Origin of the sequence: Gillisella taibaishanensis, assembly GCF_001938985.1 — a bacterium.
In the GTDB taxonomy this organism is placed as follows: Bacteria; Pseudomonadota; Alphaproteobacteria; order Rhizobiales; family Rhizobiaceae; genus Allorhizobium; species Allorhizobium taibaishanense.
In genome coordinates, this window is record NZ_MKIN01000022.1 from 359809 (window position 1) to 380776 (window position 20968).

Sequence of the window (20968 nt, forward strand, 5' to 3'; positions counted from 1 at the left end):
TTGTCTTTTCGGGAAAACCGGGTTCCACTTTTCCCTGACAAACGCTCACTCATGGCAGCGTATAGGCGATCACGTAGTCGCCCGGCTTGGTGCCGATCGAGCCGTGGCCGCCGGCGACCATCACCACATATTGCTTGCCGTTCAAGTCATAGGTCATTGGCGTTGCCTGACCGCCGGCGGGCAGCCGGCCTTCCCAGAGAACCTTGCCGGAGGCGAGGTCATAGGCACGCAGATAGTTATCGACGGCAGCGCCCAGGAAAACGACGCCGCCCTTGGTGATCATGGGACCGCCGATGCCGGGCACGCCGACCTTGAAGGGCAGCGGCAGCGGCGTCATGTCGTGGACGGTGCCGTTGCGGTGCTGATAGGCGATCTTGCCTGTCTTGAGGTCGGCAGCGGCAACCGTGCCCCATGGCGGCGCCTGGCAGGGAATGCCGAGCGGCGACAGGAACGGCCCCATCTTCACGGCGTAAGGCGCACCGTCATTGCGGTTGAGGCCCTGCTCCGAACCTTTGTCATCCTGCTTTTTCGGCGGCACCTGATCGCGCGGCACTAGCTGCGAGGTGAAGGCGAGATAGGTCGGCATGCCGAACATCACCTGGCGTTCCGGATCGACCGCGACCGAGCCCCAGTTGAACGTGCCGAAATTGCCGGGATAGATGATCGAACCCTGCAGCGACGGCGGCGTATACTGGCCATCATAGCGCAGCTGATGGAACTTGATGCGGCAGGCGAGCTGATCGAGCAGCGTTACGCCCCACATGTTGCGCTCTTCAAGCCGCGGCGGACGGAAGCTCAGGCCAGAGATCGGCTGCATCGGCGACGCATGGTCTTCGGGAATGGTTCCACCTGGAGCCGGCAGATCCTTGATCGGGATGATCGGCTGGCCGGTGCGCCGGTCAAGCACATAGACATCGCCCTGCTTGGTGGAAGCCACCAGCGCCGGCACCGTTTTGCCTTCGTGGGTAATGTCGAGCAGCACCGGCTGAGCCGGCACGTCCATGTCCCAGAGATCGTGATGGACGAATTGCTGTACCCAGCGGTCGGCACCGGTGTTGATATCGAGTGCCACGACCGAAGACGAGTATTTCTCAACATTGGCGCTTCGGTTCATGCCGAGCTGGTCCGGCACCTGATTGCCAAGCGGGATGTAGACGAGGCCGAGCTGCTCATCGACGGAAAATACCGACCAGCTATTGGGCGAGTTGGCGGTATATTTCTGCCCTGCCGGCAGCGGCTGGGTCTGGCTCGGATTGCCACTGTCCCAGTTCCATACCAAAGCACCGGTCTGCACATCAAAGGCGCGGATCACGCCGGACTGTTCGTGGATGGAATAATTGTCGTTGACGGCACCGCCAATGATGATCTTGCCAGCGGCAATGACAGGCGGCGAGGTCGAGTAGTAATAGCCGGCCGGGTCATAGGGCATGCCCTGTTCCAGATGCAGCACACCCTTGTCGGCGAAGCTCTCGCAGACCTTGCCATTGGTGGCATCGAGCGCGATCAACCGGGCATCAGAAGTCGGCAAGTAGACGCGGGTCGCGCAAGGCGCGCCGGCCGTTGCGGCGGGATCGGCATAATAGGTCACGCCACGGCAGGTCTGGTGCTGCCGGTCGGGGTTGAGGCCGACATTCGGATCGTATTTCCATTTCTCCTTGCCGGTGGCAGCATCAATGGCGATCGCCCAATTGTGCGGCGTGCAGAGATAAAGCGTATCGCCCACTTTCAGCGGCGTCACCTGATAGGTGGTTTCGCCGACATCGCCCGGCTGCTTCACATCGCCGGTCTGATAGGTCCAGGCAGTCTTCAGGTTCTTGACATTGTCCGTGGTGATCTGGTTCAGCGGCGAATAGCGCTGGCCATAGGGCGTGCGGCCATATTGATGCCATTCACCATCGGCGACATCGCCCCCGTAGGATGGCGTGGCGCTGGCGACGTCCATCGGCAGCATGCCCGGCTTGTCATAGGGGTCCTGCGTTATCGAATAGCCTGCGACGACCAGCGCCACAAGCACAGGCAGGGCAACCGGCCAGGCGCTGGCGGAAATGCCGCCTTCGCGGCGATGCTTCGGCCCGAGATGACGGCGGATCGCCGGCAGAAGCAGCACAAAGCCAAGCACGATCACCAAACCGCCACGAGTACCGAGCTGCCACCAGTCGAAACCCACTTCCGAAATTGCCCAGGCCAGGCAACCGAGAATGAACAGGCCGTAGACCCAAAGCGCCGCCGTCTTACGCATGACCAGCAGCAGGGCGGTGACGAGGAAAGCGAAGCCCGCGATCAAATAAAACGGGCTGCCGCCCAGCGACAGGAGGTAGCCGCCGCCGCCACCGAGCACGAGCCCGAGAATGGCAAAGACGACAGCAGTAAGGGTGAGGACCATGAGGCAAATCCGATACAGTTGAAAAGAATGCCAGCGCCTTTTGAAAAAAGCGCAAATACAACCTGCGAACGCGCCAGCGTTGGATTTGTTCCTGAAAAAACCGACTCCCGGAAACCGACCGACAGCCCTTGCACGGCGGCCTCCTCCTTGCCATCTTCGCAGGCAAACGACCAGGAGAATGGACAATGACCAAGGCGCTGCTGCTCATCGATATCCAGAACGGTTTTTGCCCCGGTGGCAATCTGCCGGTTGCCGAGGGCGATCAGGTCGTGGCGGTGGCCAACGCATTGATGGAGAGCGGCCATTACGATCTGGTCGTGGCCTCGCAGGATTGGCATCCCGCCAATCACGGCAGCTTCGCCTCGCAGCATCCCGGTCGCAAGATGTTCGAACTCGGCGAACTCTCGGGCAAGCCGCAGATGATGTGGCCGGACCATTGCATTCAGGGCACTGATGACGCCGAGTTTCACCCCGATCTCGACCTTGCCCGCATCGATCATATCCAGAAAAAGGGCCTCAATCCTGAAGTCGACAGCTATTCTGCCTTCCGCGACAATGATCAGGCGGCGCTGACCGGCCTGTCCGACTGGCTTAAGGACAAGGGTGTCACCCAGCTGGACGTCATGGGTCTTGCCACCGATTACTGCGTCAAGTTCTCAGTCATCGACGCTCTGGAAATGCTGCCGGGCGTGGAGGTTCGGCTGGTTGCCGACGGCTCCCGTGGCATCGATCCACAGACTGTCCAGGCCGCACTGTCGGACATGCAGGCCCATGGTGCGCGACTGATCACCAGCGCCAGTGTGCTGGGGAACGCTTGAGCGAAACCCGGCCTAGGAACTTCCCGGCATTGACGGCTCTGTGAAAAACCGACAATAGCAGACCCGGTTTGGGAGGGCTGCCATGGAAATCGTCACAACCATCGCGACGCTGCGGGCGCGGCTGGCGCTGAGCCGCAAGGCCGGCCAGTCCATCGGCTTCGTGCCGACCATGGGCTATCTGCACAAGGGGCATCTGACGCTGGTCGAGCGTTCCAGAGCCGAAAATCCTGTGAATGTCGTATCGATCTTCGTCAATCCGCTGCAATTCGGCCGGGGCGAGGATCTGGAAAAATACCCCCGCGACCTAGAGCGCGATGCAGCGCTGCTGGACGCTGCCGGCGTCGATGTCCTGTTTGCCCCTGAGGTCAAGGAAATGTATCCGCGACCGATGCAGACCGTGGTCGATCTGCCGGAACTCGGTGGCGAGCTGGAAGGCGCTGCCCGGCCCGGGCATTTCGCCGGCGTTGCCACCGTCGTGTCGAAGCTATTCAACATCGTCCAGCCGGATGCCGCTTATTTCGGGCTGAAGGATTATCAGCAGGTGGCAATTATCCGCCGCATGGTCGAGGACATGGCGATCCCCGTGCGGATCGTGCCTGTCGAGACCGTGCGCGAAGTTGACGGCCTCGCCTTCTCCTCCCGCAATGTCTATCTCTCACGTGAAGAGCGCGCCGCCGCCGTGATCGTGCCACGGGCGCTTGATGAAGCCGAGCGGCTGCACCGCGCAGGTCTGAACGATCCCGAAGAGATGGAAACCACGCTCACCGCCTTCATCGCCAGCGAACCGCTCGCCCGTCCCGGCGTCATTTCTGTGCGGCACCCCGATACGCTGGCGCCATTGCAGCGCCTGGATCAATCGTTCCTCGTGTTGCTCTATGTCGAAATTGGCACCACGAAACTGCTGGACAACCGGGTGATTGAGGTCGCCGCAAACCCAGGCAGCCAGAAGGAAATCATCGCATGAGCGCCCCGCCCCGCCAGAAACGCCTAACTCCGTCAGATATCGCCGCCCTCAAAAACCAGCGCCCGATCGTGTCGCTGACAGCCTATACAACGCCGATGGCGCGGCTGATGGACGCCCATTGCGACCTGCTACTGGTTGGCGACAGTCTCGGCATGGTGCTCTATGGCCTCGACACGACCGTCGGCGTGACGCTTGAGATGATGATTGCCCATGGGCAAGCGGTGTTACGCGGAGTCACGAGAGCTTGCGTGATCGTCGACATGCCCTTCGGCTCCTATCAGGAGTCCCGGGAGCAGGCCTTCCGCAACGCTGCGCGGATCATGAAGGAAACCGGCTGCGACGGCGTCAAGCTCGAAGGCGGCACCGAAATGGCCGATACGGTCGCGTTTCTGGTGGAGCGCGGCATCCCCGTGCTCGGTCATGTCGGGCTGATGCCGCAGCAGGTCAACACGTCGGGCGGCTACCGTTCCAAGGGCCATGACGATGCAGAAGCCGACAAGGTCCGCCGTGACGCCTCCGCCATCGCGCAGGCAGGTGCCTTTGCGCTGGTCATCGAGGGCACGGTGGAGCCATTGGCACGGGAGATTTCGCAGAGGCTCGCCTGCCCCACCATCGGCATCGGCGCCTCGCCAGCCTGCGATGGCCAGATCCTAGTATCGGATGACATGCTCGGCCTGTTCAACGATTTCAAGCCGCGCTTCGTCAAGCACTATGCCGAACTGGCCAACGTGATCTCAAAAGCCATCGAGACCTATGCGTCCGAGGTAAAGGCGCGGCAGTTTCCGGGGCCGGAGCACACGTTCAAGCCACGCGGTAGGTCCTGAGGGCTCACGTCTCCCTGGCCCGCTCCAGCTGATAAATGCCGTCGTTGAAGCGATCGACCTGTTCGGCCAGCAAGGTCTGGGCGTCCGCCAGGCCGCGATTGTAGAAATGCGTGCCGAGCGTGCCCGCCAGAAAATCGATCAGGCTTTCGACCTCGAACCGGCCAAGCTCCAGCCCGTGCTCTCCCGCCAGGTGGCCCTGGATCCGCGCGACAAGATCGGCAAGCTCTTCCTTGGAGAAGTCAGCCTTGCCGCTTTCGGGTTTTCGCATCGCCTGTTCTCCCTGCTGATTTCGGGCCGCAGATCAACGGATCATGCGGCACATGTCAATCAGGCAGCGTAAGAACCGATCAGGTCCGGCAGGCGCGCCAGATCGGCTTCGCTGGTGACGATTCCGGGTGAAAAGCGCAGAGTCTCGCCGCGATGATCGACAAAGATCTGCTGCGATTTCAGATGGGCCACCAGCACCTTCGCCCGCTCTACGCTCTGAGCCTTCAGCATGACGCTGCCGCCGCGCCGATCCTCCTGCACGGGCGAGGCCAGCACCAGGCCGAGATCGGGCGCCATGGCGATCAATTGACGCGTCAGCCGCAGATTATGGGCACGCAAGACCTCGACGCCGGTGTCGAGCACGAAGTCCAGACCGGGCTGCGAGGCAACCGCCGCCAGCACCGCCGGTGTGCCGTGATCGAAGCGCCGAGCGTCAGGCGCATAAGAGAAGCTGTCGAGCGCCCAGGAAAACGGGTTGGGTTGGCTGAACCAGCCGCGCAGTTCCGGCTCGCACCGATCCAAAAGCGCGGTACGGACATAGAGCATGCCTGCACCTGAGAAGCCGCACAGCCATTTCAAAGAGGAGCCGATCACCACATCGAAATCGCCGACCGCGAAGGGCAGAATGCCAACGCCTTGCGTAATATCGACGACGGTCAAGGCTCTGGTTTCCCGCGCGCGGGCGGCAAGCGCGGAGAGATCGGCGCGCTTCGAAGCCGTCGATGTGACCCAGGTGATCACGGCAAGGCCGACATCCTCGCCCCAATGCTCGAGGTAATCCTCATCCTCGACATAGGCCTGGCCCTGGCGCAGCGGCACCGTGTCGAGCCGAAAGCCGAAGCGCTCCTCAAGGCCCGCGAGCAGGAAGTGTAGGCTCGGAAAACAGTCCTCTGCAATAAGAACACGCTTTCCCCGCAGATATTCTCCGGGCAGCGCGCCGATCAGGCTGGACAGCGCCACAGTGACGTTTTCCACCGTGGTCATTGTGCCCTCGGGCGCTCGGATCAGCCGCTCCCAGCTGCGGATGAACCGGTCTCTGGCGCCAAGCGCTTGCGGCCATTGATTGTCGTCTTCGCGGGACCAGATCTCGGCAAACTGCGCCAGAGCCTGCGCCGTGTCCGCCTGCTTGGCCGGATAGGTGCCGATCGAATGGTAGAGACAATAGCCGCTCATTTGGCGCTCGTCGCGGCCGCTTCAGTCGGCTTGTCATGGATCGCCTCGCGCACGACGCCATAGGACGCGCCCCAGGCATCGGTCATGTCGCATCTGATATCCCAGAGCTCCGGAAAGAAGCGATGCCGCGCACCGGCCTGCAACAGATCGACCGGCCGGCCTTTCAGCGACTTTGAGCCGAGGCCGATCGAGCGATGGATGAGGTAGACATGGTTGGCGCGGAATTTCTGGAACAGCTCGTCGAACTCGATCAACGCTTCAGCCACGACATAGCTGTCGTCGTGGCTGTATTTCTCGTCGTAGATATCGGCAACCGTTAGGCCGCGCCCGTCGAGATAGGAGGCCTTGAACGCGTCCCAGAGATCATAGGGCATGCGCAGCAGCAGCTTGAAGCCCGGCGATTCCTGGCCGCTGCCATTGCCAAGCTGCAGCCGGATCTGCTGGTATTCCTTGGGCGACATGGTTTCGAGCACGTCGAGCTGCGCCGTCATCAGCCGCATCAGCCGATGCACCCGGCCCATCAGGGTGACGATACGGTTGGTATCTGCCTTTTCGAGATAATCAATCACGTCGACCAGCGTATAGGCCATGAGCTTCATCCAGAGCTCTTCCACCTGATGGACGATCTGGAACTGTAGCTCGTCGGCATTGGCGAGGTCGGCCAGCGGCTTTTGACAGGTCAGCAGCTTATCGCAGTTCAGATAGACGCCGTAGTCGAGCATCTGCGGCGTTTCGATCCGGTCGTAATAGGCTTTCTTGTCCATGATCCACTCCGGGTCAGCTGCGCTTTCATTGTGCTTCGAGGATAGCGATGTTTGGGGCGAACATTGTTTTGAGTTGATGGGCAAACTGAGAAATTTGCAGTATTTTGTTCTGCAAGATTTTTAAATGGCGGGACGTTCGTAATGGATCAGCTCGATCGAAAGATCATTCGCGCATTGGAGCGTGATGCGCGCATCTCCTATGCGGCGCTTTCGGAAGAAGTGTCGCTCAGCAAGTCACCTTGCTGGGCAAGGGTAAAGGCAATGGAGGAACAAGGCGTAATCCGCGGCTACCGCACCGAACTGGACCCTGCCCGCCTTGGCTTCGGGCTGGAAGCCTTCGTGCAGGTCTCGATCGATTTCGAACAATCCGAAGCCTTCGAGGCCGCCGTTCGAAACCATCCACTGATCCGCCGCTGTCATGCAACCACAGGCGAAGCCGATTATCTGCTGCATATCCTCGCCAGGGACATGAGCGGGATGGATAAGCTATTGCGGGAGGAAATTTGCCGGCTGCCGGGCGTGAAGCGCTCGATCACCGCCATGGTCACCCGCGAAATCAAGGCGGAGACAGCGCTTGCCGTTGCCGCGCAAGCCATCGGCTCCTGATCCTTTTCTACAAGAAAGTTCGTCCAGGATAGGGCATCAATCCGCTGACGCATCAATGAAAATCGACGCAGAATCAGTTCTATTGATTTGCCCGGTTCTCAATGATGCTCTAATTCAGCCTGCGGCTCGCCATGTCGGGACGATGCCGTTCATGGCCGTGCAATCCTAGGAAAGAACGATGTCGGACTTTATCGATGGCGCGCGGCAAAGCACCGCCATCACGCTCTCCACCCTGCCCTTTGCCGCACTGTTCGGCGCTGTCGCTGCCGCCCATGGCCAAACGATCGCCGAGGCGGTGCTGATGAGTGCGACGATCTTTGCCGGCGCAAGCCAACTCGTCGGTATCGAGCTTTTTGGCCATGACGTACCGGCTTGGCTGATCGTGCTGTCGGTCTTTGCCGTCAATTTTCGCCACATCCTCTATTCGGCAGCCATCGGCCCCTATTTTCGCCGGCTGAATGGCCCGCAAAAAGCTTTCGCCTTCTTCTTCATGACCGATCCGCAATTTGCCGAAACCGTCAAGCATGATGAAAACGGTAAGGCCGTCACCTTCGGCTGGTACATGGGCTTTGCGCTGGCCATCTACATTCCCTGGGTCGGCTTTACCGCCATCGGCGCGATGTTTTCCAGCCTGATCGGCGACCCGAAATCGGTCGGCCTAGACGTGCTTTTGCCGGTCTATTTCATGGCCAGCGTGCTGAGCTTTCGCAAGCGTCCCAATTTTCTCGTCGTCGTTGGCGTCAGCGCCGTGGCATCCGTGATCGCCATGCAGACCGTTGGCTCCCCCTGGCATGTGAGCCTCGGCGCGCTCGCCGGCATCATTACCGCCGCCCTGCTACCGCCACCAAAAACGCCGGACGAGGAGAATGCCTCGACCACTCCTGAACCTGTAGCGGAGGCCGCTCGGTGATGAACATCGACCCCACGATGATGGCGATCATTCTCGCCGCTGCCGTCGCCACCTATCTCACCCGCGCCGGCGGCTATCTCGTCATCAGCCGCTTCAAGGCCCTGCCGCCGCGTGTCGATGCGGCGCTGAACGCCGTTCCGGCCGCCGTGCTGACCACCCTCGTCGCCCCGGCTTTCTATGCTGGAGGTCCGGAAGTGAAAATTGCCATGGTTATCGGCCTTCTCGCCGGCCTGCGTTTTTCGCTGATCCCGATGCTGCTCTGCGGCTGGGGCGCCGCCATAGTGCTGCGGCATATGATCTGAGGTTACAACCTCCCGTCGCACAGCCATTGACGCGACACAGCGACAGCAAAACGCATCCTTGCCGTTGCTGTAGCTGCCATGTCCACCGCCAAAGCGACCCATAAAATCACGATAACTTATTCAGCTATATTTAATATAAAAAACCTATGGTAGAATACTATCGACGCAGCCGCTTGCCTTGCTGATTCTCGCCTACCTGGCACATTCCCGGACATTCGATAGGGAGAAGCCGGGTTTGGTGCCGATGTCTCCCGGCGGCAAGGCTCGCGGTAGCATGGGGCAAAGAGCAGATCGCATCGATAAGGGGGTTTTCGTCATGGTTCAAAATCGTCAACGGCTGGAACTTATCGCTGGAGGCAAGGACGCCGCTCCTTCCATCAATCCGATCCATCAGATTGCCGAGGATCTGCAAAAGCTGATCAAAGCCTCGGAAGCCGCCCGTTGCGAAATGCTGAGCTACTTGCTCGATGTCGCCCTGGACGAGGCGCTACGCGAAAGCCAGGAAAGAGAGCGGTAATCCGCTCTCCTCCCGTCCTTATCAATTTTAACGCGTCAGCGGTTCTGTTGCCCGGACGAGCCAGTTTCGGGCATCATCATTGTCCAGCAGAGGCAGCAGTTGCTCGCGGGTGCGGGCGTGGTAGGCATCCAGCCAGCGCAGTTCCTCGCGGGTCAGCATGTCCTCGACGATCAGATAGCGATCAATAGGCACGAAGGTCAGCGTCTCGAAGCTCATCATCTCCATGTCGCCACCCTCGACCGGCTCGAGGTCCCTGACATAGACCAGGTTCTCGATGCGGATGCCGAAATGGCCCGGGCGATAATAGCCCGGCTCGTTGGAGAGGATCATGCCCGGCAACAATTCTTGAGTGGAAAGCCGGGAAATCCGCTGCGGCCCTTCATGCACTGACAGGAACGAGCCGACGCCATGGCCGGTGCCATGGGCGAAATCCGCACCAGCCTTCCACAGATTGATGCGGGCCAGCGGATCGAGATCGCAGCCGCGCGTGCCCTTGGGAAACCGCGCCGTGCTGATCGCAATCATGCCCTTCAGCACAAGGGTAAAGAACCGCTTCTGCTCGTCCGACACCGCGCCGACGGCCAGAGTGCGGGTGATATCGGTGGTACCGTTGACATATTGCGCACCAGAATCGACCAGGAACATTTCCCCGGCCTTGATCGGCCGGTCGCTATCGGTTGTTACCCGGTAGTGCATGATCGCCGCGTGCTCGCCGGCCCCGGCAATCGTATCGAAGGAAATATCCTTCAACGGATTCTGCATCCGCTCGCCGACCTTGGCGCGGGCAGCTTCCAGCGCCTGCGTCGCGCCAATCTCGGTGATCGAACCGGCGGGCTGCCGGTCGAGCCAACTCAGAAATTCCACAACGGCAACGCCATCCTGCACATGGGCGACAGCAGACCCGTTCAACTCCACCAGGTTCTTCACGGCACGACCAAGTTTGGCCGGATCTGACCCATCGACCATCTTGCCACCCTGGCTGACGATCAGCAGCGCAAGCGCCGCCGGCGCCAGTTCCGGGTCCATCATGATGCGGGCACCGGTTCCGGCAAGTTGAGCCAACCGGCCGGCAAATTCCCTCGGGTCACGGCGGGTGACGAGCGGCTCGAGATAGGCTTCGACTTCAAGGCTGGTCTTGCGCCGGTCGAGAAACAGGTCGGCCTTGCCATCGGCATGAATGATCGCCCGCGACAGCGGATGCGGCGTGTGCGGCACATCGCTGCCGCGGATGTTGAAGATCCAAGCCACCGAAGACGGATCGGTGATCACGACGGCGGCAAGCTCCTTGGCGGCAAGATCGGCGGCAATCGTCGCGATCTTTTCAGCTGCCTCGACGCCCGCAGCCGAGATCGGCTGGATGGAGACTGTACCGAGCGGCTCGGCGGGCCGATCCGCCCAGACCGTGTCGAGCGGATTTTCCGGCACGAGCACCAGCGTTCCGCCGATTTCGGCAAGCGCCTTTTCCAGCCGCGACACCTGCGAGACCGTATGCATCCAGGGATCGATGCCGAGCTTGAACCCCTTCGGCGCATGGGCCGGGATCCACTTTGCCGGTGGCTCACCGACGAGATCGCCGGGCGTGAACACATCGAGATCCACCTGCTGGCGCACCTGCGTTACATAGCGACCGTCGACAAACACCACCGCCTGGCTCTGCGTAACCAGCACTTCACCGGCAGACCCGGTAAAGCCTGTCAGCCAGGACAGCCGCTCGGCCGAAGCCGGCACGTATTCACCCTGGTATTCATCAGCGCGCGGCACGAGAAAACCGTCGATACCGAGGATCGAGAACTGGCCGCGCAGGGCTTCGACCCGCTCCCGACCCAATTGCGGCGTGGATGTGACTTCAAACGATTGCAACATAAATTCTGTCCGACACTGCCAAAACTGCTGGTACCCTATAACAGCCGCGCATAAATGCCACCCCTGCCCGGCCGTTGCCCCGCGTTTTCGAACGAGCACTCTGTCCTGCGGCAAATATGACGGTTTTTTGACCACCATGCGCCAATCTGCCGACAAATCAATGCGTCCAGCGCATGGCTCCCATGTAGGGAAACCGCTGTCGCAAATCGAATGAACCGATTAGAAGCACCGCAACGCAACATAATTCGAACCCGAAGAGAATTCCGATGACCAGCCCAATTCGCACCTCTGCTCCGACCCGCGCTATGCCGCTCGGCCGTCAGATTGGCCGTAACGGACTGACGGGTGCCTCTTCGCTTTCGCGTGATATCCTGGCCGGCGAAACCCGGACCGGCACTGTCCGTAACGGCTCGGTTCGCGCCGCGATCTAATTCAACTAGACAGTCTTGCAGCACATCCAACGCCGGTTCGGCGGACGCTAGCTGCTGGTCTGTCATACTAGCCCGGTTACGGGACCCGCTTGAGCCTCTCCTCCCAGGGTTCGCGGGTTTGATCAGGGAGACCTGATCGAAAAAGGCGGCATGGCGGTGCCGCCTTTTTTATTGCCTGCATTTCGCAGCATTGCTGCAAAGCAGGCGCCACATCCATTATTTCTGCTCGAAAGCATCCGCAAAATGCAGTTCGCCCACAGGCGGCGCCCCTGTAAACACGATTCTCTGAACCAAGCGTGTGGCAAGGCTCCCGTAGGTCAAGCGACCGTCGCTTTCAAAGCCGTAGCGGCTGTAAATCGTAGGATTGCCGATCAAGACCACGCCTTTTGCGCCCGCCTGTCGCAGGGCATCGAGCCCGGTCTGCACCAGCGCTCGGCCGATGCCCACCCTTTGCCTGATCGGCTCGACGGAAATTGGCCCGAGGCCGAACCAGCCCTCTTCCATCGTCTCGCCTATCGTGACTGACGAAAAGGCGACATGGCCGACAACAGTGCCTTCCTCTTCTGCGACAAGCGACAAGGCAAGCCTCCCGGTCTGGCGCAAAGCCTTGATAATCGTCGCTTCCGTGCCGCTACTGAAGGCCATCGGCGCGAAAGCCCGTTCGGTTAGCGTATCGATCGCCGCCACATCGGATGGCTGCTCCTTGCGGATCATCATCGTGATATCCTGATTGCGATCACCGACGCCGGGTTCTGACGTTTCGATGCCATGCATCCAGGGCACTGCTGCACCGCACGCGTCAAGGCAGGCCTATCACTGCAGATGGATCGTCACCCAGCCATTGCGCCAGAGCGTGCGGACATGCTTGAGACCGGCGCCGTTATAGGCGGCGATGACTTTCCAGCGTTGTGAGGCGAGAATGCCTGACAGGATCACCGAGCCACCGGGGGCGAGATGATTGACCAGTTGCGGCGCCATCTTCATCAACGGCCGGGCGAGAATATTGGCAATGATGAGATCGAAAGGACCGTATTCGGCAAAGGCGGTGGAGTGAAAGCCCGGCGCCGTGCGCCATTCGATGCCAGCGGGCACACCGTTTCGACGGCCATTGTCACGCGCGACCCGCACCGCAACTGGATCGATATCGGTGGCGAGAACCGGCACGTTGACGAGCTTGCGCACGGCAATGGCCAATACGCCGCTGCCGGTGCCAAGATCGAGCGCATTGCGCGGCTGCTTCGCCCGCACGACGCTGTCAATCATCTCAAGGCAGCCGGCGGTAGTGCCGTGATGGCCGGTACCGAAGGCCTGGCCGGCGTCGATTTCGATGGCAAGATCGTGGGGACGCACCTTGTCGCGGTCGTGGGAGCCGTGCACCAGGAACCGCCCTGCCCGAACCGGCGTGAGGCCTTCGAGCGACTTGGCGATCCAGTCGATGTCGGGGATGATTTCGCGTTCGATGGCAAGATCGGGATAGTCCTCGGCGATGGCGCGCGCCACCCGAGCCCGGATCTCGTCTTCCTCATAAAGCATCAGATAGACCGAGGCCTGCCAGATATCGTTCTTCTCGTCCACCTCAGTGGTCGCGATGGCATAGTCCTCTTCCCCGAATTCAAAACTCAAGAGGTCGAGGATATGATTGGCCTGCACTTCGGTCGTGGTGGTGAAAAGACGAACTTCGCTCACGGTCGATCTTCCTGATGGGGCGGCCCGGCGCTGCTAATGGGCGGCCAGGCACGGGCGGTTTTGCCGTTTCCGGTACAATGCCTGACCCGCCGTTGCAATGCCAAACCGGCCAATCAGACGGCGGCACTGCTTAGCCCTTCATCAGCTTCTGCAGCTTTTGCACCGCCGTATCGGGGCTTTCGCCATAGGCGATCGTTCCCTTGAACCGGCCATCGGCATCCAAAAGGAAAACGGACGCCGTATGATCCATCGTGTAATCGCCACCCGGATTCTTCTCGTCAACAGGCACTTTCTTGGCGTAAACGCGAAAGCCCTTGACCATATCCATGACCTTGTCGGGCTGACCGCCGATGCCGATGATCCGGTCGGAGACATTGGAGACATAGGTGTTGAGCATTTCAGGCGTATCACGCTCAGGATCGACGGTGACGAAATAGGCGTTGAGATGGCCTCCGTCAGGATCGACCTTCTTCAACCAGGCATCGAGTTCGAACAGCGTTGTCGGGCAGACCTCCGGACAATGGGTGAAGCCGAAAAACACCGCGCTCGGCTTGCCGCGCAGCGCCTGCTCGCTGACGGGCTTGCCGTGCTGATCGACAAGCTGGAATGGCACGCCATAGGCTGCCTCGCCAATAATCTGCTTCGATTGGCCGATTTCCATCGAGAGGTAACCGAGAATACCGGCCATACCTGCAACCAGCACCCAAAGCCCGATCCGCAGTTTCTTCATCGTCGTTCTACGTCCTGCAATTCCCGGCGTCCAAGCGCTGCAGCCATATGGCCACCTCAGACATGCCGCTCCACGCGTCTATCCTTACAAGCCGTCGGACCGGCAAGGCAAATCAAACAAGCGGCAATCGAGCAGAATGACCGGGACATAGTGTCGCTCGCCGGCTTGCTGCAAAACACCCTGTTATGTCTTCTGCGTGAAGCAGCACGGGTCCTTATCTGCAATCTCACATAGTATTAGTGAATACTTAATATTAATAAGCCACAGTCTGCGGACATGTCGGCCATGCGCCGTCAGGACATGACGTCCTCGGAGGACTGACTAAAGCCTTGCCATCCGAATGATGGGCGCCGGGCGCAGTCAGGATTGTCAGTCACGCAGGACGCGTTCATCACGGCGCTCATGCCCGTTACTCCGCACATCATGTTGCAGAATCCGACCGGTCAGAGCGACCGGTCCACTCAATTGAGCCATTGCGGGGATGTTCATGAGCGATGTAATTTCCGGCCGAGGCCTTTCCGTCGGACAGCGCCTGATGACCTTGGGAGGCGCAGCCATATGCGCCATCGCGGCCATGCTGGCCGTCGGCTATTACAAGAGCAGCCAACTCGACATTTCGCTCAACCGGGCAATCGAGCTGAAGAATCGGTTGGAAACGGTAAATGAGATGCGGCTGGCCAATGGCGCCATCACCCTCGCCGCCATGGACACCATCATCGACCGTGACGAAGGCAAGGTCCAGCCGGATCGCCAGAAGATTTTCGAGGACAATGGCAATACGCTGGCCGATGGGGCAGCCACCGTAAAGAAGGTCGCCGAAGATGTCGGCATGACCTCCAGCGTTACAAGTTTCGACGCCGATGTCGCCAAGATCCGTCAGGAAACCGCTGTGGAGTTGAAGCGCCTGGTTGAAACCAAGGCGCCTGAAGAAGACTATGCGCGGATCGACGACGTCATTGACGGCGCCGGCGGCAAGCTCAACGATGCACTGTCCAACCTCTCCGAAGCCGCGGGCAAACTAGTCGAGCAGCGCGTTGCCGAGGCGACAGCCGCTTCCAAAAGCTCGATGACCATGCAGATCACCATTGGCCTGATCGCCTTTTTCATCGTGCTTGGCCTGCAGATGGTCCACGCCCGCTCGGTCGTATCGGGCATTCGCGGCGTGCGCACCAACCTCAAGGACATCATCGAGGGCAATTACGACAGCGAGATCACCGGCCTGACGCGCGGCGACGAAATCGGCGATATCGCCCGGTCCGCCAATATCTTCCGCCAGGCCGTCATCGACAAACGGACCCTCGAATCCGAGGCCGAAGACAGCCGAAAGAGCCGCGAGGCCGAACTGCGCGAGCGCGAGGCGACTGCCGCCGCCGAACGCGACCGGATGAAGGCTGCCGTTGACGCCCTTGGTCGGGGCCTCAACCGGCTTGCCGAGGGGGATTTGCAGGCCGTGGTCGAGGAATCCTTCCCGCAGGAAATCGAGCGCCTTCGTGCCGACTTCAACCTGGTGACCACCCATCTGCGCAATGTCATGGGCGAAATTTCCGTCAATTCCAGTTCAATCCAGGCCAACGCTAACCAGATGCGCGCCGCCGCCGACGACCTGGCGCGACGCACCGAACAGCAGGCCGCCTCGCTGGAAGAGACCTCGGCAGCACTCGCCGAAATTACCGAGACGGTTCGCACCAGCACCCAGCGGGCCGAAGACGCCAGCCATATGGTCGACAATGCCAAGACCTATGCAGAACAGTCGGGCACCGTGGTGTCCGATGCCATGGCCGCGATGGAGCGCATTGAAAGCGCCACCGGTGAAATCGGCAAGATCATCAATGTCGTCGACGAAATCGCCTTCCAGACAAACCTTCTTGCCTTGAACGCTGGTGTCGAGGCGGCCCGGGCTGGTGAAGCCGGCAAGGGCTTTGCCGTCGTCGCGCAGGAAGTGCGCGCGCTGGCCGGTCGCGCCGCAGATGCGGCACGTACGATCAAGGACCTCGTCACCAAATCCAGCGTCGAAGTGAAGACCGGGGTCGAGCTTGTGACCGCCACCGGTGAGGCTTTGCATAAAATAGGTGAAGATGTGCTTCGAATTAACGACCACGTTAAGTCGATCGTAACCTCGGCGCGCGAACAATCAGTTGGTCTGAGTGAAATCAATTCCGCCGTCGGACAAATGGATCAGGTTACCCAGCAGAATGCCGCAATGGTCGAGCAGACGAATGCGGCAAGTCATACGCTCGCCAGCGACGCGGACAGTCTCGGACAGCTTGTCGGACAGTTCAAGATTGGTGGCAATGCAGTGCGGGCCGGGTCCAGTCAGACGCATGCGACAGTACACAAGCCTGCACCGGCCAGCCCGGTAACGGCTCCGAAACCCTCTCCCGCACGCCAGCTCATGGGCAAGGTCGCGGGGGCTTTCAGCAAAGGCGGCGGCGCCTCGGCAGCCCGAGCAACGGCACCGAACGCCGCAGCGTCAACCGATCAATGGGAAGAGTTCTAACATGTCCAATGCCATCAAGCAGTCCGGAGCATACCTCGAAATCGTTTCCTTCCACTTGGGCGACCAAGAATTTTGTATCGACATCATGGCGATCCGCGAAATTCGCGGCTGGGCGCCAGTCACGCCGATGCCGCACACGCCGCCTTACGTGCTGGGCCTGATCAACCTGCGCGGCGCAGTCATCCCCGTTATCGACATGGCTTGCCGCCTGGGCATGTCCATGACCGAGCCTTCCGAGCGGTCTGCGATCATCGTCACCGATATCGCCGGCAAGCTGGTTGGCCTGCTGGTCGAACAGGTCTCCGACATGATGACCATTCGCGGTGAAGACCTGCAGCCGGCACCGGAAATCATTCCGGAAATGCAGCGCGCCTTCTGCCGCGGCATCGTGGCACTCGAAAAGTCCATGGTCTGCTTCCTCAACCTCGACACTGTCATCGCCGACGAGCTGGCCAACGCCGCCTGATCGGCAACGCCAGCAGCTGTCGCATCGTGATAGACATGATGACCACCGGTTCGGACGTGATGGCGCCGAACCGGTGGCTTCTTGCGTCTTGTGAACGGCATTGCCCAGCTGGCCGGGAATGTGGCCCGTAAAAGCTGCAAAAGATCATCGGCAGCCCCTGACATCGCCCGGCGGTTATCCTATATAAACATCAAAACACGGCTTCTGAACGCATCGATCAAGCGCATGTTCAAAACGCCGCTACAGGCGGCAGAGACAATAGCGGCGCGCCGCGAGGATGGCCGTGTTTCAGCGGGGTTTTCGGGATGGCTAAGGCGCTATCGAGAACGCCGATATGAAGACAAAAATCTGTCAGGGAAGAGTGGAAACCAGTTTTCCCGACCAGACGAAAATAAAGAAGTCCGGAGTTGTCTGGTCCAATCAGAACCTGAGACGCTCTGGAACTCATGCCGCTGCGAGATGGCGGTGGTGAACAGGAGAATGATGATGAAAATGCAGATTTCGGTACTGCTGGCTGCAACAATGCTAGCGCTTTCCCTACCGGCCGCCGGCAATGCCACGGCCCTGCCGGAGATCCTGTTCGGCAAGCGCTATAATGACGGCGTCTCGGTCGAGCAGGTCTCGCAGCATCCGCCCGGCCATGGCAGCGATCTGCCGGTATCGGTGAAATATGCTCTTCGCCCGGCAATCCAGGCGGCGCAGGCCGAAGTCAATGCCGATCCGAAGTTGCGCGAGGCACTACAGGCGCGCGGCCTTCGGGTGAAGAACGTTATCAAGGTGGAAACAGCTGCCAATGGCGGCAAGATCATCTGGGTCAAGTAACCCAGTTCACTTAGACCTTTGGTGAGAGACCTGTCCGCCCTGAAGAGCGGACAGGTCTTTTGCTTTTGGAAAACTGCCCCGGTGGCATAAGGGCGGTTTTCACTCTCTCGGTCCCACGATCCCCAGGAGCAGAGATCGCCCGGCACGGAGACAGGCGGGCGGGCCGCCGGTCGTGCTGGAATTAACCATCTAACCTCTTGGTCCCCCAACGCCCCCACGCCGCGGCAATCTGCACCATGACGTTGCGGCACGGAAGCCGTGACGAGATCAAATATGGCGACAAATAATCTAAAAGCTGACCTTTTTTGGTATCAGGACACCACAAATATCGCCTTACGGCTTTCCCTTCGTCCAGTTGACGCTCTGGTTGAACAGAGGCACCGTCGAAATTGCCATTTTAGCGGAGCCATCAACGACCTGGCGGGAGTGGATCAGGTAGACGAGCGTATCGTTTTCCTTATCGTAGATGCGGTTGACCACCAGTGACTTCCAGATCAACGACTGCCCCTGACGGAACACTTCCTCGCCGCCCTTTGACAAGTTGATGTCGCCGATCTCGATCGCCCCTGTCTGGCGGCAGGCGATAGAGCTGTTAGACGGGTTTTCGAACCAATTACCCTTATGCAATCTATCGATGAGCGAGCGGTCGAAATAGGTGACATGACAAGTCACACCCTTGACGCCTGGGTCCGGAAAAGCCTCGACCACGATATCGTTGCCGACCCAGTCGACCCCGACTTTGCCGACGACACCGGCCACGGCAGGCACCGACAGCAGAACGGCACCGGCGACAGCTGCCCAAAATCCACGTCTCTTCAACATTCTTCCCTCCAGCATCACAGTCGACAAGACATATGGCTTGCCGCACCGGTTACAAGAGCAGGAGGCTTACACCGCGACGGAGACGGGAATAGCGGGTTTGGCTTTACCCGGCCTGCGGAATGAGCAGGACTGGTAGCCGCCCGGAAACAACCGACCGATCGAAAGGTCGAGCAGAGCCGCAAGCTCCTCAACACTCTCGGCCTGCTTGTGCTCCAGCATGGCGATCACCGCCCGGGCGCAGATATCGGCATCCTCGGCGGCATTGTGATGACGGAAGCTGAGGCCGAGATAATTGGCCAGCACATTCAACCGATGCGATGGCAGATGCGGCCAGGCCTTCTGCGCCAGCTTGACGCTACAGGCGTAGGAAAAGCTCGGATAGAGCTGCTGGTAAAGGTCGGCCGAGGCACGCCAGACCGAAAAGTCGAAGGCGGCATTGTGGGCAATCATCATCGCGCCGGCAAAATCGTCGGCAAATTCATCCATCACTTCAGGAAATTCACCGGCATCCTCGACATCTTCAGGACGGATGCCGTGAATGGCAATGTTGAAGGAGGAAAATCGCATCGTCTTCGGCCGGATCAACCGTTCCTCGACCCGCACGACCCGTCCGCCCTCGATGAAGGCCAGTCCAACGGAGCAGGCACTGCCGCGCTCTTCATTGGCGGTCTCGAAGTCTACGGCAATAATTCTGGGCGCAAGTGCTGACATTGATCCGGCATAAGCCGTTGACGTGATTCGGGCAATCCGGGCACCGGCAGACCACGGCCTCTGCCGCGGCAAATGAACTAAAAGACAAAGCGTCCCAGCGTCGACCAGACACTGAGACGCTCCAGGGCGTCGCTCTTACCTGGCCCGCGCGAGCCGACCCCCTACCCCTACAAAAACGCGCGCTACTCAGGCGGCCCGGTTCCGGCCCCCTGCGGATTGCCCGATCCTGACATCGGCGAGCAGGAAGCGGTCCACCAGGCTCTTCAGACCCTCGGCACCGTCGCTCATCACATGCGCAACGTCGCTGCAGGCTTTGGAAAGATCGGCATTCTGCTGAGTCATATGGTCCATCTGACCAACCATCTCGGTCATATCCTTGAGGCTTGCCGACTGCGCCGCCGAACTATCGGCGATCGCTTCGATGCCTGCGGCAATACCGGTCATTCGGTTTTGAATCTCGCCTAGCGAATCGCCGGTGCGACGCACCAGGTCGACACCCTGTGTCACTTCCTGATTGGAGGTCGAGATCAGGCTTTCGATTTCCTTGGCGGCATTGGCCGAACGCTGCGCAAGATCGCGCACTTCCTGAGCAACCACCGCGAAGCCCTTGCCCGCTTCACCAGCACGCGCCGCCTCTACGCCGGCATTCAGCGCCAGGAGATTGGTCTGGAAGGCGATCTCGTCGATCACCCCGGTAATGGAAGCGATCTTGCCGGAAGCGTCTTCGATGCGCGACATCGCTGCCACCGCCTGCTGCACTACTGAAGCCGAACGCTCGACCACACCGCGCACTTCCATCGTCTGCCCCTTGGTTTCGGCGCTGCGCGAGGAATTGACATCGACATTGCCACTGATCTGATTGATGGCCACAGCCGCCTGTTTCAGAGCAACGGCCTGGCTTTCCGTGCGCTCGGCAATCGACGTGACCTGACCATAGAGATCGGCGGCACTGCCTTTGACCTGCTCCACCTTAGTCATGATGTCGGCCATGGTCGCCTGAAACAGGCCGAGCGATTTGTTGAGATTGAGACGCAACGGCTCGAAATCCGCAGCAAAGGGATGGTCCAGGGTCATGCGCAGGTCGAATTGCGCAAGCCGGTCGAGCGCCGCACCGAGGTCGCCCACGACCTGCTGAAGAGCCGCGGCCTGGGCCGCCTGCTGGGCCAATCGCTGAGCGCCCTGCTGCATTTCAATTTCGTCGCGGCTGCGTTCTGCCTCGCGCATCCGCCGCCGCTCGATCGCCGCTTCGCGCAGCACCGCGCCGGCCTTTGCCATCTTGCCAACTTCGTCATGGCGATTGAGGAAAGGAACCGTCAGATCGAAATTGCCTTCCGCAAGTCCGGTCATAAAGCGCTGAAAATCCTGCATGGGGCCGATGGCGGAGCGGCGGAAGCCATAAAGCCCGACGCAGA

At 60.2% G+C, this 20968-nt stretch carries 21 protein-coding genes and 1 pseudogene; 11 read left to right on the plus strand and 11 right to left on the minus strand.

All coding sequences use genetic code 11. The annotated features are described in order from the left end of the window. Positions 1-49: 49 nt before the first annotated feature. Complete coding sequence (locus BJF91_RS12890; RefSeq protein WP_075614910.1) at positions 50-2383, minus strand: glucose/quinate/shikimate family membrane-bound PQQ-dependent dehydrogenase; 2334 nt, start codon at positions 2381-2383, stop codon at positions 50-52. 185 nt (positions 2384-2568) lie between these two features. Between BJF91_RS12890 and pncA the strand changes: the two genes are divergently transcribed. The 3 genes from pncA to panB all read left to right on the plus strand — a co-directional run bounded on the left by pncA (position 2569) and on the right by panB (position 4989). Further along, complete coding sequence (gene pncA / locus BJF91_RS12895; protein WP_075614911.1) at positions 2569-3201, plus strand: bifunctional nicotinamidase/pyrazinamidase; 633 nt, start codon at positions 2569-2571, stop codon at positions 3199-3201. Between the two features lie 82 nt (positions 3202-3283). Next, complete coding sequence (panC, locus tag BJF91_RS12900; RefSeq protein ID WP_075614912.1) at positions 3284-4165, plus strand: pantoate--beta-alanine ligase; 882 nt, start codon at positions 3284-3286, stop codon at positions 4163-4165. Next, positions 4162-4989 carry a 3-methyl-2-oxobutanoate hydroxymethyltransferase gene (panB, locus tag BJF91_RS12905; RefSeq protein WP_075614913.1) on the plus strand — a complete coding sequence of 276 codons (828 nt, stop codon included), beginning with the start codon at positions 4162-4164 and terminating at the stop codon, positions 4987-4989. Before panC ends, panB begins: the two co-directional genes overlap by 4 nt. 4 nt (positions 4990-4993) lie before the next feature. Here the strand turns inward: panB and BJF91_RS12910 are convergent, their stop codons facing one another. The 3 genes from BJF91_RS12910 to BJF91_RS12920 are packed head-to-tail and all read right to left on the minus strand — an operon-like array spanning position 4994 to position 7193. Further along, on the minus strand, positions 4994-5257 hold the full coding sequence (locus tag BJF91_RS12910) for a DUF2164 domain-containing protein (protein ID WP_075614914.1): 264 nt from the start codon (positions 5255-5257) through the stop codon (positions 4994-4996). Between the two features lie 59 nt (positions 5258-5316). Then, a complete protein-coding gene (locus BJF91_RS12915) occupies positions 5317-6429 on the minus strand; it encodes an aminotransferase class V-fold PLP-dependent enzyme (RefSeq protein ID WP_075614915.1) in 1113 nt (370 codons plus the stop codon). Next, positions 6426-7193 carry a tryptophan 2,3-dioxygenase family protein gene (locus BJF91_RS12920; protein WP_083943294.1) on the minus strand — a complete coding sequence of 256 codons (768 nt, stop codon included), beginning with the start codon at positions 7191-7193 and terminating at the stop codon, positions 6426-6428. The genes BJF91_RS12915 and BJF91_RS12920 overlap by 4 nt, the downstream gene beginning before the upstream one ends. 141 nt (positions 7194-7334) lie before the next feature. Here BJF91_RS12920 and BJF91_RS12925 point away from each other — a divergent pair, with 141 nt between their 5' ends. The 4 genes from BJF91_RS12925 to BJF91_RS12940 all read left to right on the plus strand — a co-directional run bounded on the left by BJF91_RS12925 (position 7335) and on the right by BJF91_RS12940 (position 9528). Beyond that, complete coding sequence (locus BJF91_RS12925; protein ID WP_075614916.1) at positions 7335-7799, plus strand: Lrp/AsnC family transcriptional regulator; 465 nt, start codon at positions 7335-7337, stop codon at positions 7797-7799. A gap of 178 nt (positions 7800-7977) precedes the next feature. Beyond that, positions 7978-8709 (plus strand): AzlC family ABC transporter permease, encoded by a 732-nt coding sequence (locus BJF91_RS12930; RefSeq protein ID WP_075614917.1) that lies wholly within the window; start codon positions 7978-7980, stop codon positions 8707-8709. Beyond that, positions 8709-9011: an AzlD family protein gene (locus BJF91_RS12935; protein ID WP_075614918.1), complete on the plus strand. Its 303-nt coding sequence runs from the start codon at positions 8709-8711 to the stop codon at positions 9009-9011. Before BJF91_RS12930 ends, BJF91_RS12935 begins: the two co-directional genes overlap by 1 nt. A 316-nt stretch (positions 9012-9327) precedes the next feature. Beyond that, on the plus strand, positions 9328-9528 hold the full coding sequence (locus tag BJF91_RS12940; RefSeq protein ID WP_139310684.1) for a hypothetical protein: 201 nt from the start codon (positions 9328-9330) through the stop codon (positions 9526-9528). Positions 9529-9555: 27 nt separating this feature from the next. On the opposite strand, the gene BJF91_RS12945 is transcribed toward BJF91_RS12940, so the two are convergent. After that, positions 9556-11391, minus strand: a complete 1836-nt coding sequence (locus BJF91_RS12945) for an aminopeptidase P family protein (protein WP_075614920.1) — start codon at positions 11389-11391, stop codon at positions 9556-9558. Between the two features lie 266 nt (positions 11392-11657). Here BJF91_RS12945 and BJF91_RS25020 point away from each other — a divergent pair, with 266 nt between their 5' ends. Continuing rightward, entirely contained in the window at positions 11658-11822 is a 165-nt protein-coding gene (locus BJF91_RS25020) for a hypothetical protein (RefSeq protein ID WP_156540976.1), read from the plus strand. A 216-nt stretch (positions 11823-12038) separates the two neighbouring features. Here BJF91_RS25020 and BJF91_RS12950 read toward each other — a convergent pair whose 3' ends face one another. The 3 genes from BJF91_RS12950 to BJF91_RS12960 all read right to left on the minus strand — a co-directional run bounded on the left by BJF91_RS12950 (position 12039) and on the right by BJF91_RS12960 (position 14238). Beyond that, positions 12039-12539, minus strand: coding sequence for a GNAT family N-acetyltransferase (locus BJF91_RS12950; protein ID WP_075615616.1), 501 nt, complete (start codon positions 12537-12539; stop codon positions 12039-12041). A 96-nt stretch (positions 12540-12635) separates the two neighbouring features. Further along, positions 12636-13508, minus strand: a complete 873-nt coding sequence (locus BJF91_RS12955; RefSeq protein ID WP_075614921.1) for a 50S ribosomal protein L11 methyltransferase — start codon at positions 13506-13508, stop codon at positions 12636-12638. Between the two features lie 130 nt (positions 13509-13638). Then, entirely contained in the window at positions 13639-14238 is a 600-nt protein-coding gene (locus tag BJF91_RS12960) for an SCO family protein (protein WP_075614922.1), read from the minus strand. Between the two features lie 487 nt (positions 14239-14725). On the opposite strand from BJF91_RS12960, the gene BJF91_RS12965 reads away from it, so the two are divergent. The 3 genes from BJF91_RS12965 to BJF91_RS12975 all read left to right on the plus strand — a co-directional run bounded on the left by BJF91_RS12965 (position 14726) and on the right by BJF91_RS12975 (position 18023). Continuing rightward, positions 14726-16735, plus strand: coding sequence for a methyl-accepting chemotaxis protein (locus BJF91_RS12965; RefSeq protein ID WP_075615617.1), 2010 nt, complete (start codon positions 14726-14728; stop codon positions 16733-16735). A gap of 1 nt (position 16736) precedes the next feature. Beyond that, positions 16737-17201 (plus strand): chemotaxis protein CheW, encoded by a 465-nt coding sequence (locus tag BJF91_RS12970; protein WP_015916481.1) that lies wholly within the window; start codon positions 16737-16739, stop codon positions 17199-17201. Between the two features lie 480 nt (positions 17202-17681). Then, positions 17682-18023 carry a hypothetical protein gene (locus BJF91_RS12975; protein WP_162843864.1) on the plus strand — a complete coding sequence of 114 codons (342 nt, stop codon included), beginning with the start codon at positions 17682-17684 and terminating at the stop codon, positions 18021-18023. A 333-nt stretch (positions 18024-18356) separates the two neighbouring features. Here the strand turns inward: BJF91_RS12975 and BJF91_RS12980 are convergent, their stop codons facing one another. The 3 genes and pseudogenes from BJF91_RS12980 to BJF91_RS25570 form a co-directional block, all read right to left on the minus strand. Then, on the minus strand, positions 18357-18845 hold the full coding sequence (locus BJF91_RS12980) for a CreA family protein (RefSeq protein WP_075614924.1): 489 nt from the start codon (positions 18843-18845) through the stop codon (positions 18357-18359). Positions 18846-18911: 66 nt separating this feature from the next. After that, positions 18912-19556 (minus strand): 3'-5' exonuclease, encoded by a 645-nt coding sequence (locus BJF91_RS12985; RefSeq protein WP_075614925.1) that lies wholly within the window; start codon positions 19554-19556, stop codon positions 18912-18914. 186 nt (positions 19557-19742) lie between these two features. Beyond that, positions 19743-20327: pseudogene (locus tag BJF91_RS25570) on the minus strand (methyl-accepting chemotaxis protein); the annotation flags it as partial. Positions 20328-20968 lie beyond the last annotated feature (641 nt).

Excerpts from the sequence above, each read along its gene's own strand:
- BJF91_RS12985 (WP_075614925.1), bottom strand. The coding sequence starts at position 19,556 with ATGTCAGCACTTGCGCCCAGAATTATTGCCGTAGACTTCGAGACCGCC.
- BJF91_RS12915 (WP_075614915.1), bottom strand. The coding sequence starts at position 6,429 with ATGAGCGGCTATTGTCTCTACCATTCGATCGGCACCTATCCGGCCAAG.
- BJF91_RS12940 (WP_139310684.1), top strand. The coding sequence starts at position 9,328 with ATGGTTCAAAATCGTCAACGGCTGGAACTTATCGCTGGAGGCAAGGAC.
- BJF91_RS12950 (WP_075615616.1), bottom strand. The coding sequence starts at position 12,539 with ATGATGATCCGCAAGGAGCAGCCATCCGATGTGGCGGCGATCGATACG.
- BJF91_RS12935 (WP_075614918.1), top strand. The coding sequence starts at position 8,709 with ATGAACATCGACCCCACGATGATGGCGATCATTCTCGCCGCTGCCGTC.
- BJF91_RS12910 (WP_075614914.1), bottom strand. The coding sequence starts at position 5,257 with ATGCGAAAACCCGAAAGCGGCAAGGCTGACTTCTCCAAGGAAGAGCTT.
- BJF91_RS12930 (WP_075614917.1), top strand. The coding sequence starts at position 7,978 with ATGTCGGACTTTATCGATGGCGCGCGGCAAAGCACCGCCATCACGCTC.
- panB (WP_075614913.1), top strand. The coding sequence starts at position 4,162 with ATGAGCGCCCCGCCCCGCCAGAAACGCCTAACTCCGTCAGATATCGCC.
- BJF91_RS12890 (WP_075614910.1), bottom strand. The coding sequence starts at position 2,383 with ATGGTCCTCACCCTTACTGCTGTCGTCTTTGCCATTCTCGGGCTCGTG.
- BJF91_RS12925 (WP_075614916.1), top strand. The coding sequence starts at position 7,335 with ATGGATCAGCTCGATCGAAAGATCATTCGCGCATTGGAGCGTGATGCG.
- BJF91_RS12965 (WP_075615617.1), top strand. The coding sequence starts at position 14,726 with ATGAGCGATGTAATTTCCGGCCGAGGCCTTTCCGTCGGACAGCGCCTG.
- BJF91_RS12920 (WP_083943294.1), bottom strand. The coding sequence starts at position 7,193 with ATGGACAAGAAAGCCTATTACGACCGGATCGAAACGCCGCAGATGCTC.
- pncA (WP_075614911.1), top strand. The coding sequence starts at position 2,569 with ATGACCAAGGCGCTGCTGCTCATCGATATCCAGAACGGTTTTTGCCCC.
- BJF91_RS12970 (WP_015916481.1), top strand. The coding sequence starts at position 16,737 with ATGTCCAATGCCATCAAGCAGTCCGGAGCATACCTCGAAATCGTTTCC.
- BJF91_RS12980 (WP_075614924.1), bottom strand. The coding sequence starts at position 18,845 with ATGTTGAAGAGACGTGGATTTTGGGCAGCTGTCGCCGGTGCCGTTCTG.
- BJF91_RS12960 (WP_075614922.1), bottom strand. The coding sequence starts at position 14,238 with ATGAAGAAACTGCGGATCGGGCTTTGGGTGCTGGTTGCAGGTATGGCC.
- BJF91_RS12975 (WP_162843864.1), top strand. The coding sequence starts at position 17,682 with ATGATGATGAAAATGCAGATTTCGGTACTGCTGGCTGCAACAATGCTA.
- panC (WP_075614912.1), top strand. The coding sequence starts at position 3,284 with ATGGAAATCGTCACAACCATCGCGACGCTGCGGGCGCGGCTGGCGCTG.
- BJF91_RS25020 (WP_156540976.1), top strand. The coding sequence starts at position 11,658 with ATGACCAGCCCAATTCGCACCTCTGCTCCGACCCGCGCTATGCCGCTC.
- BJF91_RS12945 (WP_075614920.1), bottom strand. The coding sequence starts at position 11,391 with ATGTTGCAATCGTTTGAAGTCACATCCACGCCGCAATTGGGTCGGGAG.